At 68.3% G+C, this 14,553-nt stretch carries 15 protein-coding genes; 9 read left to right on the top strand and 6 right to left on the bottom strand.

Annotated features, from left to right (window positions below):
- Positions 1 to 2: 2 nt before the first annotated feature.
- The gene (locus AB0D27_RS13970; protein WP_362506900.1) at positions 3 to 452 is read left to right on the top strand and encodes a hypothetical protein; all 450 of its coding nucleotides are present in this window, start codon (positions 3 to 5) and stop codon (positions 450 to 452) included.
- Between the two features lies 1 nt (position 453).
- On the opposite strand, the gene AB0D27_RS13965 is transcribed toward AB0D27_RS13970, so the two are convergent.
- Entirely contained in the window at positions 454 to 1,503 is a 1,050-nt protein-coding gene (locus AB0D27_RS13965; protein WP_362506897.1) for a chitinase, read from the bottom strand.
- A gap of 307 nt (positions 1,504 to 1,810) precedes the next feature.
- Here AB0D27_RS13965 and AB0D27_RS13960 point away from each other — a divergent pair, with 307 nt between their 5' ends.
- From AB0D27_RS13960 to AB0D27_RS13950, 3 genes are read left to right on the top strand one after another with little or no spacing between them, the layout of a single operon-like run.
- Positions 1,811 to 2,206 (top strand): hypothetical protein, encoded by a 396-nt coding sequence (locus AB0D27_RS13960; protein WP_362506895.1) that lies wholly within the window; start codon positions 1,811 to 1,813, stop codon positions 2,204 to 2,206.
- Positions 2,207 to 2,225: 19 nt separating this feature from the next.
- On the top strand, positions 2,226 to 4,529 hold the full coding sequence (locus AB0D27_RS13955) for a glycosyltransferase (protein WP_362506892.1): 2,304 nt from the start codon (positions 2,226 to 2,228) through the stop codon (positions 4,527 to 4,529).
- Positions 4,530 to 5,918 (top strand): acyltransferase family protein, encoded by a 1,389-nt coding sequence (locus tag AB0D27_RS13950; protein ID WP_362506890.1) that lies wholly within the window; start codon positions 4,530 to 4,532, stop codon positions 5,916 to 5,918.
- Between the two features lie 272 nt (positions 5,919 to 6,190).
- Here the strand turns inward: AB0D27_RS13950 and AB0D27_RS13945 are convergent, their stop codons facing one another.
- A complete protein-coding gene (locus AB0D27_RS13945) occupies positions 6,191 to 6,445 on the bottom strand; it encodes a hypothetical protein (RefSeq protein WP_362506887.1) in 255 nt (84 codons plus the stop codon).
- Between the two features lie 128 nt (positions 6,446 to 6,573).
- A complete protein-coding gene (locus tag AB0D27_RS13940; protein WP_362506884.1) occupies positions 6,574 to 6,762 on the bottom strand; it encodes a hypothetical protein in 189 nt (62 codons plus the stop codon).
- 137 nt (positions 6,763 to 6,899) lie between these two features.
- On the opposite strand from AB0D27_RS13940, the gene AB0D27_RS13935 reads away from it, so the two are divergent.
- The gene (locus AB0D27_RS13935) at positions 6,900 to 7,235 is read left to right on the top strand and encodes a hypothetical protein (RefSeq protein ID WP_362506882.1); all 336 of its coding nucleotides are present in this window, start codon (positions 6,900 to 6,902) and stop codon (positions 7,233 to 7,235) included.
- A gap of 338 nt (positions 7,236 to 7,573) precedes the next feature.
- Positions 7,574 to 8,269: a demethylmenaquinone methyltransferase gene (locus AB0D27_RS13930; protein ID WP_362506879.1), complete on the top strand. Its 696-nt coding sequence runs from the start codon at positions 7,574 to 7,576 to the stop codon at positions 8,267 to 8,269.
- 48 nt (positions 8,270 to 8,317) lie between these two features.
- On the opposite strand, the gene AB0D27_RS13925 is transcribed toward AB0D27_RS13930, so the two are convergent.
- Positions 8,318 to 8,650 carry a PASTA domain-containing protein gene (locus AB0D27_RS13925; RefSeq protein ID WP_362506876.1) on the bottom strand — a complete coding sequence of 111 codons (333 nt, stop codon included), beginning with the start codon at positions 8,648 to 8,650 and terminating at the stop codon, positions 8,318 to 8,320.
- An 80-nt stretch (positions 8,651 to 8,730) separates the two neighbouring features.
- Positions 8,731 to 9,237, bottom strand: coding sequence for a GNAT family N-acetyltransferase (locus AB0D27_RS13920; protein WP_362506873.1), 507 nt, complete (start codon positions 9,235 to 9,237; stop codon positions 8,731 to 8,733).
- Positions 9,238 to 9,337: 100 nt separating this feature from the next.
- On the opposite strand from AB0D27_RS13920, the gene AB0D27_RS13915 reads away from it, so the two are divergent.
- Positions 9,338 to 10,633: a geranylgeranyl reductase family protein gene (locus AB0D27_RS13915; RefSeq protein ID WP_362506870.1), complete on the top strand. Its 1,296-nt coding sequence runs from the start codon at positions 9,338 to 9,340 to the stop codon at positions 10,631 to 10,633.
- Positions 10,634 to 10,768: 135 nt separating this feature from the next.
- On the top strand, positions 10,769 to 12,577 hold the full coding sequence (locus tag AB0D27_RS13910; protein ID WP_362506867.1) for an FAD-dependent oxidoreductase: 1,809 nt from the start codon (positions 10,769 to 10,771) through the stop codon (positions 12,575 to 12,577).
- Positions 12,578 to 12,635: 58 nt separating this feature from the next.
- Here the strand turns inward: AB0D27_RS13910 and AB0D27_RS13905 are convergent, their stop codons facing one another.
- On the bottom strand, positions 12,636 to 13,445 hold the full coding sequence (locus AB0D27_RS13905; RefSeq protein WP_362506864.1) for a C40 family peptidase: 810 nt from the start codon (positions 13,443 to 13,445) through the stop codon (positions 12,636 to 12,638).
- Between the two features lie 742 nt (positions 13,446 to 14,187).
- Between AB0D27_RS13905 and AB0D27_RS13900 the strand changes: the two genes are divergently transcribed.
- Positions 14,188 to 14,547: an NADH-quinone oxidoreductase subunit A gene (locus AB0D27_RS13900; RefSeq protein ID WP_007383963.1), complete on the top strand. Its 360-nt coding sequence runs from the start codon at positions 14,188 to 14,190 to the stop codon at positions 14,545 to 14,547.
- Positions 14,548 to 14,553: the final 6 nt, after the last annotated feature.

Raw genomic sequence — 14,553 nt, 5'->3', positions numbered from 1 at the left:
CCGTGCTGACGATTCACGCCGCCGACGAGCTGCGGTACGGCTGGGACGACTCCGCGCCGGTCAAGGACGGCGCCGTCGCGGTGGAGGGCGTCCGGGTCGCCGCCGCGGGAACGCTGGCCGAGGTCCAACAGCGGTTCCCGGGGGCCCGGGTGCGCCGCTGGCCCGGTGTCCTCGGGCCCGCCCTCCTCCACGAGGGGCCGCTCCCCGACGCGCCGACACCGCGTGAACGGATTCACGCGCTGTTGAAGCGGGGGGCGGTCGCGGTCCTCGAGCAGTACGCCGACACGCCCGAACTCCGGGCCGCCGCCGAGCGGAACGACGTCGTCGTCCTGCCGCGCGCCCGGCCCACGGCGATCACCGTCATGGGCCGAGCCGACCTCGCGGTCCTGGACGAGAGCGGCGCCTGCATCGCCACGGTCTGCGCCGGCCGCCTGGTGCACCGCAGGCGCTAGCTCAGCCCGCCAGCGCCTGAGCGAACGCCCCCGAACTCTGCGTCACTCCACTGCAGTTGGTGGCCGCGTCGCCCGACGCGGAGCCGTCCGCACACTGCTGGTCGCGGAACGTCGACCACAGCGACACCCACGCCACCTTCTTCTCCTCGGCGAAGGTGCGGAGCTGGGCGGCGTCGGAGAGGGTGAACGTCTCGTTGTCGACGTCGTTGACGCCGATCATCGAGGTGAGCGCGAGGCCCTGCCAGGCGCCCGCGCTGGACAGCCCGAAGACGTCCTCGAGCTGGTCGTGGGCCGCCTTGGCGGACGTGATCGCGTAGTCGCCCATGTCCCCGGCGTACGAACTGCCGTAGTTCATCGTCATGATGTTAACGGTGGAGACCTTCACGGAGTGGTCGTTGGCGGACTCGAGCAGCGCCAGGCTGTCGTCGTCGAGGCCGGACGGCATCACGGGCAGCGTGAAGGAGACCTTCAGATCGGTGCGCTCCTTCTGGAGCAGGGCGATCGCCTTCGAGCGCAACGTGACCGAGTCGGAGTCGGTCAGTTCGTCGCCCTCGATGTCGAAGTCCGCCTGCGTCGAACCGGCGGCGTCGAGCGCCGCGCCGTAGGCCGCCGCGAGTTCGCTCGCACTGTCGCAGGTCGAGGCGAGTTCCTTGCCGGAGGCGCCGCCGAAGGAGACGCGCACACCCGCGCCGGACTCCTTGAGCGCCGATATCCGGGACTTCACGGCCGAATCGCCGATGGCGTACGTCCCGTTCCACTTCGGCGTGCAGTCGCTGCCGTCGGAGATGACGAAGGCGAGGTTGTACGTCGTCGGCGACCCGGTGGCGTCCGTGTCGGCGGCGGTGGTGGCGCTCACGTAGGGGGCGTACGAGGTGGCCGTCGTCCCGGTCTCGCTCTCGGCCGCGCTCTCGCTCGGCGACGGCGCCGCGTTCGTCCGCCGGGCCTGCGCGGACGCCGCGTCCGACGCGTCGTGATCGCCCGAGGAGCACCCCGCACAGGCCAGGGCCACCAGGCAGACGAGCCCGGCGGCCGGCTTCAGGAAACTCCTCATTGCGCATGCACCCGCTCTCGTGATTTCTGTCTCAGGATGGAAACAAACCCCTGTTTCCGCACTGGAAATGTGTCACATCCGGCCGGGAATCCCGAATGAAGATCGTGCATGGAAAGCGCATAGGAGAGGGGGATAAAAGGGGTGATCCGGGCCTGGAAATCAGACATATCCGTCATTCGCACCGGGTTTGAGCTGCGCCGGTATTCAAGGATTCTCATAGAGAAAATACAGGTTGGGACCTCTCTCATGGGCGCCTCACATGGGAAGCAGAGTTTTTGGCACATAAAGGCGTCCTAATGTTCGGGGAATGCAAACCGAGTCCGCCATCGAAAACCGCGCCGCCGGACGCGGCCGCCGCCGCAAACGCGGCAACGGGTCCGTCGAGGGTCCCGTGTTCGTTGACAACTCTGGGCGCCGCGCCCGCCTGCTGCGCAGAATCGGCACGCTCGTCGGCGTCGTCTGCCTCGGCTACGCGGTCGTGCTCGGCATGGCCTTCATGGGCTGGGGCACCTCGCTGACGCCGTCCTCGCTCTTCCCCTTCAACGGCGGCCGGGCCGGCTCCGCTCCCGGCGGCGGCAACCTGCGGCCGCAGGGCGGCATCGCCCCCACGGGCACTCCGCCCTCGGGCGTGCCCACCGGATCCGCGCCCTCGTCCGCTGCGACCACGACTGCCGGGGCGTTCGCCTCCACCGGCGTCAACTGACGAAGACGCGGTCACCCTTATGACTACGACGCCCTCGCGCGGCCGGCGGCGCGCCCCCTCCAAGATCGAGCGGGCCGCAGGCAAGGCCGTGGCGCTGCAGAAACCGCGCGTCATCCTCGCCCTGCTGCTCCTGCTGGGGCTGTGCAGCGTGATGCTCCTCGACGGCTATCTGCGCTCCGAGATCGGCAACGACGCGCGGGTGCGCGACGGGGCCGCCTACGACAAGGTGCCGCAGAAGATCCTCGACGGCGGTCCGCTGCTGACCTTCGACAACGGCACGGCGAAGACCGAGTCCGTACCGAAGAAGACCATCGTGCTCACCTTCGACGACGGTCCGACCCCGACCTGGACCCCGCAGATCCTCAAGGTCCTCGAGGACAACGACGTGGAAGCCACGTTCTTCATGGTCGGCTCGATGGTCTCCCGCTACCCCGGTGTGGTGAAGGACCTCGTCGACCAGGGCAACGAGGTCGGCATCCACACCTTCACGCACGTCGACCTCTCCTACCAGAGCACGGCGCGGCTCCAGCGTGAGCTGCAGCAGACCCAGTTGGCCCTCGCGGGTGCGGCGGGGATCCAGACCACGCTCTTCCGGGCGCCGTACTCGTCGGAGATCAACGCCGTCGACAACTACAGCTGGCCCGTCTACCAGAAGATCGGCAACCTCGGCTACACCAGCGTCTTCGTCGACACCGACAGCGACGACTGGAAGAGGCCGGGCGTCTCGAAGATCGTCCAGTGGGCCACGCCGAAGAAGAACAAGGGCGCCGTAGTCCTCATGCACGACGCGGGCGGCGACCGTGCGCAGACGGTCAAGGCGCTGAACACGTACATCAAGAAGATGAAGGCCAAGGGCTACACGTTCACGACCGTGAGCGGCGCGGAGGCCAAGCTCGCCCGGCAGAACGCCCCGGGCAACGCTCGTCAGGCGGCTGGCGCGGGCACCGGACGGCTCGGCGGCCAGGCGAACGGCCGACAGCCCACCGGTACCGCCGTCTCCTCGACGACCGTCGAGCAGGCGGCCCACAGCAAGGCCACCGGCGCGACCCTCTATGAGGGCAAGGCCCTCATCTGGGCGGTCGCCGTCGCCGAATGGGTCGTCCCGGCCCTGTCCTGGTTCCTTGTCGTCGTCGGCGTCGCCGTCATGGGCCGCTTCGGGATGATGCTGATCCTCGCCCGCCACCATTACCGAAAGCGCAACAGAAAACGCGGCAGGGGCGGGAAGTTCAGCTGGGGGCCGACGGTCACCCGGCCGGTGACCGTGATCGTGCCCGCGTACAACGAGAAGGAGTGCATCGCCAACACCCTCAGGTCGCTCGCGAAGAGCACTCACCCGATCGAGATCATCGTGGTCGACGACGGGTCCGAGGACAACACGTCCGAGATCGCCGAGTCGCTCGGCATGCCGAACGTCCGTGTCATCCGGCAGGAGAACGCGGGCAAGCCGGCCGCGCTCAACAACGGTGTCCGCAATGCGAGTTACGACATCGTCGTGATGATGGACGGAGACACCGTCTTCGAGCCGGACGCCGTGCACCAGCTCGTGCAGCCCTTCGCCGAGCCGGAGATCGGCGCGGTCGCGGGCAACGCCAAGGTCGGCAACCGCAACACCATGATCGGCGCCTGGCAGCACATCGAGTACGTCATGGGCTTCAACCTCGACCGCCGCATGTACGACCTGCTGCGCTGCATGCCAACCATCCCGGGCGCGATCGGCGCCTTCCGCCGCGACGCGGTGCTCGAGGTCGGCGGCATGAGCGAGGACACGCTCGCCGAGGACACCGACATCACCATCGCCATGCACCGCGCGGGCCGACGGGTCGTCTACCAGGAGCACGCCAAGGCCTGGACGGAGGCTCCGGGCTCCCTGAAGCAGCTGTGGTCGCAGCGCTACCGCTGGTCCTACGGCACCATGCAGGCGCTGTGGAAGCACCGCAAGTCCCTGACGGACAAGGGGCCTTCGGGCCGCTTCGGCCGGGTGGGCATGCCCTTGGTCGTGCTCTTCCAGATCATCACGCCGGTCTTCGCGCCGCTCATCGACGTGTTCACCATCTACTCGATGATCTTCGTGGACTTCCAGGCGGCGCTGCTCGCGTGGCTGGCCGTCCTCGCCGTCCAACTCATCTGCGCGGCCTACGCGTTCCGACTCGACCGGGAGAAGTACCGCTACCTCGCGATGCTGCCGCTGCAGCAACTCGCGTACCGCCAGATGATGTACCTGGTTCTGATCCACTCCTGCGTCACAGCCCTGACCGGCGGCCGCCTCCGCTGGCAGAAGCTCAAGCGGACGGGCGAGGTCGGAACCCCGGCAGGAGTGAGCTAGATGAGCTGGGGCTCGGAACAACAGGGCTACGGGTACGGGCAGCAGCCCGATCCGTACGGGTACGGCCAGCAACCTCAGCAGTACACCGAGTACGGCCAGGCGTACCCGCAGCAGTACGCCCAGCCGTATCCCGAGTACGGCGAGGGGTACGCGGCGGAGACGGCGTCCCCGCCGGAGGCCGCTACCGCTGTGGGCCATCGTTCCGCAGGGCGATCGGGGTTCCCCAGCTCGAGCGAAGCCGAGAGTGGGGAAGGGTGGGCACAGCCGACAGCGCCGGGCGCCGTGGAAGCGGAGTCCAGCCCCGACCCCGGGGGCAAGGAGGCCTCCCCCGCCGACCCAGCGCCGAAGGCGAATGAGGGAGGCCGAGACCGGTACTTCGACGCCCTGCGCGCGGTGGCCCTGGTCCGCGTAGTCACGTACCACACCTTCGGCTGGGCCTGGGCCGGCATGCTCTTCCCCTCCATGGGCGTGATGTTCGCGCTCGCCGGCACCCTGATGGCCAAGTCCCTGGAGCGCCCCGCGTTCAAGGTCGTCAAGAGCCGCATGCGCAGGCTGCTGCCCCCGTTCTGGTTCTGGGGCTTCTTCGTCGTGGTGGCGATGCTGATCCACGACTGGATGCCGGGCTGGCAGATCGTCTTCTGGATCGTGCCGGTCGGTGACCCGCCGGGCAACCAATGGGGCGTCCAGGCCTGGGAAATCCTCTGGTACCTGCGGACGTACCTCTGGTTCGTGCTGCTCTCCCCGCTGCTTCTGAAGATCTTCCGCAAGGCCCCGATTCCGGTCCTGCTCCTGTCCCTCGTCCCGATCGTCGTCTTCCAGTACGGCTGGCAGCCGCCGCACGACCGCTTCGGCAGCGCCCTCACCGACCTCGCCACCTACCTCTTCTGCTGGCTCGTCGGCTTCGCGCACCGCGAGGGCGTGCTCCAGCGGCTGAAGCCGGCCCCGGCGGTCCTGGTGTCGCTGGCCGCGCTCGTCTACGGCGGCTGGTACGCCTTCGCTCACCAGGCGGACTTCGGCACCTACGACCTGGACGAGATCCCCCTCGCGCAGGCCTTCTGGTCGGCCGGCTTCGTCACGCTGCTGATGTACTTCAAGGCGTACTACGACGTCGACTTCGCCTGGCTCGCCCGCTTCAAGCGGCTCGACCGGACCGTGACGATCTTCAACGGGCGGGCGGTGACGATCTATCTCTGGCACGAGATCGCGCTGGTGCTCGCGGTCCCGCTGATCGACCAGTTCTGGAAGGTCCCCGCCTTCGAGAAGTGGCTGCCGCTGGAGAGCCAGTGGTTCATGTTCGGCATCGGCTGGGTGCTGATCTGGATCGCGATCCCGCTGTTCGGCTGGGTCGAGGACGTGGCCGCCAAGAAGAAGCCGAAACTGCTCCCCTGACCGGGTGTGCGAGACCGGCATACGGGCCGGGCGCGGGAGAGAGACGCGGACGATCACGACGGGTTGGTGACCTGACCTGCAAGTTCCCTGTCTGCGTGCCCCTGGGGGCACCAGCGCAAAGGCCCCGGATCGGTCACGGTCCGGGGCCTTTGACATCCACTTTTGACATCCACTTTTGACATGACATGACACAAGCGGCCACTGATGGCCAGGCGGGCGCCGGGCCCATGGCCCGGGCGCCGAGACCCAATTCGGTGAGCTACGTGACGCTGCTACCGACCGTCGTGATCGCAGCCCATATCGGAACCGACGTGGGTGAACTGCGCGCCTGGGCTGCCCTCGTCGTTCACCCCGATCACGCCGTTGAGGAGCCCGACGTTGCCGAGGAGGTCGAGGTTCAGGTCGTGGGACTTGCACCCGCCGCCACGCATGCTTTCCGCGCCTTGGGCGGTGGCGGTGCCGGTGCCTATGAAGCCGATGCTGGCGATGATGGCGGCCGCAACAGCGGCCTTGTGAAGCTTGCGCATTTCTCCTCCTTGGGTCGAGTGGAGCGCACCATTAAAAGATCCATTTTGCGCTCATTTCGGAGGCTAATCTGACATCTCCCCGCAGCGCTCATCGGGGGCGCCATCCGGGGGGTCTGAGGCTCAACCGGTCACGGTGACTTCTTCCGGGGCCGGCACAGGTCGGGGGCCGCGTTCACCGTCTTCGGCATCGTCTCTCCCGGCCGCGTGACAGGCATCAGCTTGGTACGCACGTACTCGCCGACGACGAAGACGGACTCGCCGATGAACGGCATCACGGACTTGTCGTCGATGCAGTGGAGCAGGCCCTGGGCATACACGTGGCCACCCGCCTGAGCAGGGGACCACCGTGGAACTCTTCGCCGCCGGTGGTGGGCTTCGAACCAGACGACCAGGAGGCGAGGCGTTCAGCCTCACCACGGGGCGCCCGGTCTCCCATCAGTCCGGAGCGAGCGCGGTGAACTGGTACGACTTCGCTGTCCAGTTCGCTGATGCGCAATGGCGGCAGACTGCGGGCAACAGCCGTAAGAACACCGCGAAGGCGCTGACGATGGCGACCGTCGCGTTGCTGCGCACACCACCCACCGGCTTCAGGCCGGTCGACGTGCGCACCGCTCTGCGGGAGTTCGCGTTCAACACGAGGCGGAGGGAGGAAGCCCCACCCGAGGTGGTGACCATCCTGAAGTGGGTGGAACGCAACACTCTGTCTATGGCCGCTCGGGAGGACCCGGGCAAACTCGATGAAGTCCTGGCGTGCGCCGGGGCACCCTTCGCTGACGCGGATCCTCCGTGAGCACATCGAGGCGGAGAACCTCAAGCCGGGCGACGTCCTGTTCAAGGGCGAGAAGGGGGAGATGCTCGCGAGCCGCGTCATCCGCCGAGCGTGGCGGAGCGCCCGTCAAGCAGTTCTCGCCCCGCATGAGTGCGAGTCCCCGACAGGAAAGCGTGCGTACGACCTGCGCCACACCCGTCTGACACGGGTCCGGCGCTTTTCTGCGTACGCAGCAAACTGGCTCTGACCAGCACAAAGAATTGCCTGAAGGGAGGGCTCTGCATGAGTGCCCTCGCTAGTGCCCGAATCTGCGGCCGGGTGCTGGAGAGTCGCCCGGCTCGTACTGCCACAATGGATTCGTGACCCGCGCATCTCTGGACAAGCAGCCGCACGAAGTCGCCTCGATGTTCGACAACGTGGCGGAACGGTACGACCTGACGAATGACGTGCTGTCCCTCGGCCAGGACCGGCGGTGGCGCAAGGAGGTCGCGAAGGCGGTCGACGCGCGGCCGGCGCAGAAGATCCTGGACCTGGCGGCGGGGACGGCAACGTCCTCCCTCCCGTTCGCCCGCACGGGCGCGTACGTCGTGCCCTGCGACTTCTCCCTCGGCATGCTCCGGGTCGGCAAGAGGAACCACCCCTGGCTGCCGCTGACCGCGGGCGACGCGACCAGGCTGCCCTTCAAGGACGACACCTTCGACGCGGTCACGATCTCCTTCGGGCTGCGCAACGTGCAGGACACCGATGCCGCGCTGAACGAGCTGTACCGGGTGACCAAGCCGGGCGGGCGGGTCGTGATCTGCGAGTTCTCGCACCCCACCTGGGCGCCGTTTCGTACCGTGTACACCGAGTATCTGATGCGCGCGCTGCCGCCGGTCGCCCGCGCGGTCTCCTCCAACCCCGAGGCGTACGTCTATCTCGCCGAGTCCATCCGCGCCTGGCCGAACCAGCCCGAACTCGCCGAGAAGTTGCGCAAGGCGGACTGGTCGAAGGTGGCCTGGCGGAACCTGACGGGCGGCGTCGTGGCCCTGCACCGGGGCTTCAAGCAGGGCTGAACGCGGTCATCCGAGGCTGCCTCAGCAACCGGAGGAAGCCTCGGGAACTCACCTGAGAACCTCGAACGGATCGCCAGGCTCGTCGAGTTCACGGCGCATCCCGCCCGACGGCGGCCGTGGCAGCCGCGGCTCACGCACCCCCGCACCGCCCTCGGCGTCACCGAGCTCGAACCACACGGTGACGACGGCGCCGCGCGGCACCTCGGCGCCGGGCGGGGGATATTGGCGTACGACGTAGTCGACGACCGTCAGATGGAATTCGGGCCGGTCGGGCGCGGCGAGCAGCACACCTCGCGCCTCGGCCGTCTCCCGCGCGTCCACGGCCATCAGGCCCACGAGCCGCGGTACGCGCACTTCGGGTGTCCCGGGTGTTATGCGCACAGACGTCACCCCCAGCGGTACCGGAAGGGTAAGCCTCGCCCATGCCCTTCCGGAAGCCGTAGGAGACGTGCCGGGCACTGTCAGAGGGCCAGCCGGTAGCGGTGCCCCTCCTGCCCCGACGTCGGCAGGGTGAAGCGCTCGGCGAGCTCCATGCCGATCCGTCTCGTCACCGCGATGGAACGCTCGTTGCGCGCGTTGACCATGGCGACGATGTTGGAGACCCCCGCCGTGCGTACCCGCTCCAGGGTGGTGCGCGCCGCCGCCGTGACATACCCCTTGCCCCAGTGCGCCCGCCCCAGCCGCCAGCCGATCTCGATCTCGCCCGTCGGCCCCCAGCCGTGCGGCCACGGCTGCGCCCCGGTGAAGCCCAGCACCTCGCCGGCCGAGTCGACCATCGTCCACAGACAGAACCCGTGCTCCGCGTCGTGCCGCCGCTGCCGCGCGGTGAGCTCCTCGTACACGGACAGCTCGGCCGCCCGGCCGCCGTGGAACTCCATGACCTCCGGGTCGTCGAAGATCCGGTGCCAGGCGAAGGCGTCCTCGTCGGTGGGGACACGGAGCCGTACATCGGGGAGAGCTCGGTTCACGGGGGGCAGCCCTTCAGCCAGGTGATCAGTACCGCTGCATAGACTGCCCATGTCCAGTGCCCGTCGGCACGTTGATTTCGCATCTTGGGGAGAACCCGCCGTGACCGAGTCCCAGCCCCTCTCCGAAAACACCGCCGATGTCATCGTCGTCGGGGCCGGGCCAGCCGGTTCCACCACCGCGTACTACCTGGCGAAGGCGGGGCTGGACGTCCTGCTGCTGGAGAAGACCGCGTTCCCCCGCGAGAAGGTGTGCGGTGACGGGCTGACCCCGCGCGCCACCAAGCAGCTCGTGTCGATGGGCATCGACATCTCGGAAGAGGCCGGCTGGCTCCGGAACAAGGGCCTGCGCATCATCGGCGGCGGCTCCCGACTCCAGCTGGACTGGCCGGATCTCGCCTCCTACCCCGACTACGGCCTCGTACGAAAGCGGGACGATTTCGACGAGCAGCTGGCGCGGCAGGCGCAGAAGGCGGGCGCGCGGCTGTACGAGCGCTGCAACGTCGGTGCGCCCATCATCGACGACCGCACGGGCCGCATCACCGGCGTCCACGCCAAGCTCGGCGACACCGGTGAGAAGCGCGAGGTCACCTTTCACGCCCCGCTGGTCGTGGCCGCCGACGGCAACTCAACCCGGCTCTCCCTGGCGATGGGCCTGCACCGCCGCGAGGACCGCCCGATGGGTGTCGCGGTCCGCACGTACTTCACCTCGCCGCGCCACGAGGACGACTACCTGGAGTCCTGGCTCGAGCTGTGGGACCGGCGGGGCCCCGAGGACCGTCTCCTGCCCGGCTATGGCTGGATCTTCGGTATGGGCGACGGGACGTCGAACGTGGGCCTCGGCGTGCTCAACACCTCCGGCTCCTTCAAGGAACTGGACTGGCGCGAGGTCTTGAAGGCGTGGTGCGCCTCGATGCCGGAGGACTGGGGCTACACGCCGGAGAACATGACGGGGCCCATCCGCGGCGCCGCCCTCCCCATGGCGTTCAACCGGCAACCCCACTACACGAAGGGGCTGTTGCTGGTCGGCGACGCCGGCGGTCTGGTCAACCCCTTCAACGGCGAGGGCATCGCCTACGCCATGGAGTCCGGCCAGATCGCCGCCGACGTCATCGTCCAGGCCCACGCGCGCGCCACCCCCGGCCAGCGCGAACTGGCCCTCCAGCGCTACCCGCGCGTCCTCAAGGACACCTACGGCGGCTACTACACCCTCGGCCGCGCCTTCGTGAAGCTCATCGGCAACCCGAAGGTCATGAAGATCGCCACCCAGCGCGGCCTGACCCACCCTCTGCTGATGAAGTTCACGCTGAAGATGCTCGCCAACCTGACGGACCCGACAGGCGGCGACGCCATGGACCGCATCATCAACGGCCTGACGAAGGTGGCCCCGAAGGCGTAGCTCGCCGTGAGCCGAGAGGCCTTCCCGGTACGCACACACGAGGCATGGCTGTATCTCCGGCTCGCGTGAGGATCCTGTGGGTGGCCGGACGGCGGCCTTCCGGCCTGCGGCGCCACTCCCTACCCTCCCGTACTCATGACAACAGAACACACGGAACAGTCCCAGGAGCACAGCGGACGCTCACGCAGACGCTTCCTCGCCGGTGCCGGAGGCGCTCTCGGCGCCGTCGCGTTATGGCCCGGGAGCGCGAGTGCCGCTTCCGGCAGGCACGTCGCCGTCCTCGGCGGCGGCGTCTCCGGCCTGAGCGCCGCCCACGAACTCGCCGAGCGGGGCTACGCGGTGACCGTCTACGAGTACTACGACGTCCTCGGCGGCAAGGCTCGCTCCATGGACGTACCCGGGACGGCAAGCGGTGGCCGCAAGCCCCTCCCCGGCGAACACGGTTTCCGGTTCTTCCCCGGTTTCTACCGAAACCTCCCGGACACGATGCGTCGGATTCCCTTCCCCGGCAATGCGAACGGCGTTCACGGCAACCTCCGCGGCGGCACCGAGGCGCTCTTCGCCCGCGCCGGCGGCCGGCCCGATCTGCACTTCCCCCTGCGGCGGGCGACGACCCCGCCGGCGCCCGGCGACATCACCCCGTCCTGGATCCGCGACCAGCTCCTGTCCGTCCTGGATCTGGGCACCCGGCTGCCCGCCCACGAGGCCGGGTACTTCGCCGACCGCCTCCTCGTCCACCTGACAAGCTGCGACGCCCGCCGCGAGGACCAGTGGGAGAAGACCTCCTGGTGGGACTTCATCCGCGCCGAGGAGATGAGCACGGAGTACCGGACGCTGCTCGGCATCGGCCAGACCCGCAACCTCGTCGCCACTCGCGCCGAGGTGGCATCCACCCGCACCGTCGGCCGCGTCATCATCGAAGCTCTGCTGCTGTGGGGCCTGCTCGGCCGCGGCATGGACGGCGACGCCGACGTCGACCGCGTCCTCAACGCCCCGACGAGCGAAGCGTGGATCGACCCCTGGGCGACCCATTTGCGCTCATTGGGCGTCGACTTCGTGACGGGCGCACAGGTGCGCGAGGTCGTCTACGAGGGCGGACGCGTCACCGGTGTACGGGTCTCGGCGCCCGACGGCGGCAACGCGCGGACGATCATCGCCGACCACTACGTCTCCGCTCTCCCCGTCGAGCACGCGCGCCGCACCTGGGGCCCGGCCCTACGCGCCGCGGACCCCCAGCTCGCCAAGTGCGACGCCCTGCGGACGGACTGGATGGTGGGCATCCAGTTCTATCTGCGTACGCCCACGCCTGTGGTGCACGGCCACATCAACTGCCTCGACTCCCCGTGGTCGGTGACGGGCATCGGGCAGGCCCAATTCTGGGATGTACGAGACTTTTCGGCCGACTACGGGGACGGCGGCGCCCACGACTGCCTCTCCGCGATCGTCTCGGAGTGGGACAAGCCCGGGATCCTCTACGGCAAGACGGCCCGTGAGTGCACGAAGGAGGAGATCGTCGCCGAGACCTGGGCCCAGCTGAAGGACGGCCTCAACGACTCGGGCAAGACCACGCTCACCGACGCCGACCGTCTCGGCTGGTTCATGGACCCGGCGGTCACGGGGCTCGGCGGCCCGGACCCGCAAAACCGCGAGCCGCTTCTCATCCACCCCACGGGAACGCTCTACAACCGGCCATCCGCTCGCACCGCGGTGCCGAACTTCTTCCTCGCGGGCGACTACGTCCGCACGGATGTGGACCTGGCGACCATGGAAGGCGCCAACGAGTCCGCGCGCCGTGCGGTGAACGCGCTGCTGGACGCGGACAATTCGGACGCCGAGCGCTGCGCGATCTGGGAGCTGTACCGGCCGCCGGAGATGGAGCCCCTCAAACGCGTCGACGAGCTGCGCTACAGGCTCGGCCTGCCGAACACCTTCGACCTGGGCTGAAGCACCCGTGAGGAGCCCGCCGGCCCCGGCAGGCTCCTCACGGCACAACCATCGCGTGTCAGAGCACGCGCACCGCACCGCTCGGCGGGTCGTAGGAGAGAGGCTTCTCGACGACGCCCGAGGACGGGTTCTGCGCGCCGACGAACATGCCGTCACCGACATAGACCGCCACGTGGTACGCGCTGCCCGCACCGCCCCAGTAGAGGATGTCGCCCGGCTGCAGGGCGCTCAGCGAGACCTGGGTGCCCGCGGTCGACTGGCTCTGCGAGACACGCGGCAGGCTGACGCCGACCTGGTTGAAGGCGGCTTGGACGAGGCCCGAGCAGTCCCAGGAGTTGGGGCCGGTGCCGCCGGAGACGTAGGCGTCACCGAGCTGCGCCTTGACGAAGGCGAGGACGGCCGCGGCGGAGCCGGTGGCCGTGGACGTGCTCGGCGTGCTCGTGGAGCTGCTCGCCGACGCGGACAGGGTGGTGCGCTGCGAGGAGCGCGAGGCGGCCTGGGCGGCGGCGGCCTTGCGTGCGGCCTCAGCCTTCTTCTTGGCCTCCGCCTTCTTCTGGGCCTCGGCGAGGTCGGCCTTGGCCTGCTTGGCGGCCTTGGCGGCGGCCGCGTCTCGCTCCGCCTGCAGCTCGTAGTTGGCCGCGGCCTGCTGCGTGGCGTCCGCGGACTGCGCCACCTGGGTGGCCAGGTCGGCCGTCAGGGTGGGCAGTTCGAGGGTCTGGGTCACGGGCTCGGCCGCGTTCGCCGAACCGGACGCACCGGCCACTGCCAGGGTGCTGAGAACGCCACCGGCAACTCCGGCGCGCATCGCGAGCGACGACGCGTTGCGGCGGGGCTTCCGGTGGCTTCGTATGTGAGCGGTGTGGGACATGGGTACAAGCGGTATCAGGGGCTCCTCCATACCTTCAAGAAACGTGTGGTGCGCCACAGTTGTTCAATCGACTGCCGAATTCAGCGCGCGTCACCCTTTATTGACGCCGTAACGGGCATTGCGGACACGACCCATCAAGCCCGTGATCAAGGCGTTTCTCTATTACGTCCGGATTGCCCGCCGCCTACCACTGGTTGAACCTGATGGCCAAGCCCGGCTTATCTGACCCACATCAAGATGTGGCGCAGGTCACGGAACGGTCACCACGGAGGCGGCGTCACGCGCGTGAGTCCCGACCTCACCCGCTCGTGAACGCGTGCACGCGTCCACACCCGTCCCCGCCCCTCCCTCTGAAGAGTGAACGCGGGCCTCTACCAAGCCTCCGAGTCCAGCACCAATTTGCATGCAGCGGAAGTCTCTTGATATGGAGACGTCGCTTCGGACCTGCGACGACGAGTGGAAATGTCACCTCTGGTGATCGCCCGGACGCTTCGCGTATGAAGATCACTGCTCATCCGACTTCATGATCGTTCGTCAGGTGGTGGAGATCACAAAGCTTGTGTAATACCCCGTGTCGCAGATCACAGACCGGCGGGCATAAGATGCGAGGCAGTTGGGCTTGTGACCTGCTTCACATGTTCGCGATCTTCGCCGGGACGGGCGGGGTTCGTGGGGCCGGTGGGGCGGGGTGCTCGCTCGCCGAACCGCCACCAGTCAGTGCCGACTGAGAGGAGCGAGGAGCGTGAACGCGTATGCGCCGATCCTCGTATTGGGAGCCCTCGGGGCAGGCTTTGCGATCTTCTCCGTGGTCATGGCCACGCTGATCGGTCCGAAGCGGTACAACCGCGCCAAGCTCGAAGCGTACGAGTGCGGTATCGAGCCGACCCCCACGCCGGCCGGCGGCGGGCGCTTCCCCATTAAGTACTACCTGACGGCGATGCTCTTCATCGTCTTCGACATCGAGATCGTCTTCCTCTACCCCTGGGCCGTCACCTTCGACGCCCTGGGTGTTTTCGGGCTCGTGGAGATGCTGCTCTTCGTGCTCACCGTCTTCGTCGCGTACGCGTACGTATGGCGGCGCGGCGGTCTGGAATGGGACTGAGGGGCC

Source organism: Streptomyces sp. NPDC048415 (assembly GCF_040651675.1).
GTDB lineage: Bacteria > Actinomycetota > Actinomycetes > Streptomycetales > Streptomycetaceae > Streptomyces.
The sequence above is the reverse complement of the archived record's forward strand: the minus strand, read 5'-3'. Positions and strand labels throughout refer to the sequence as shown.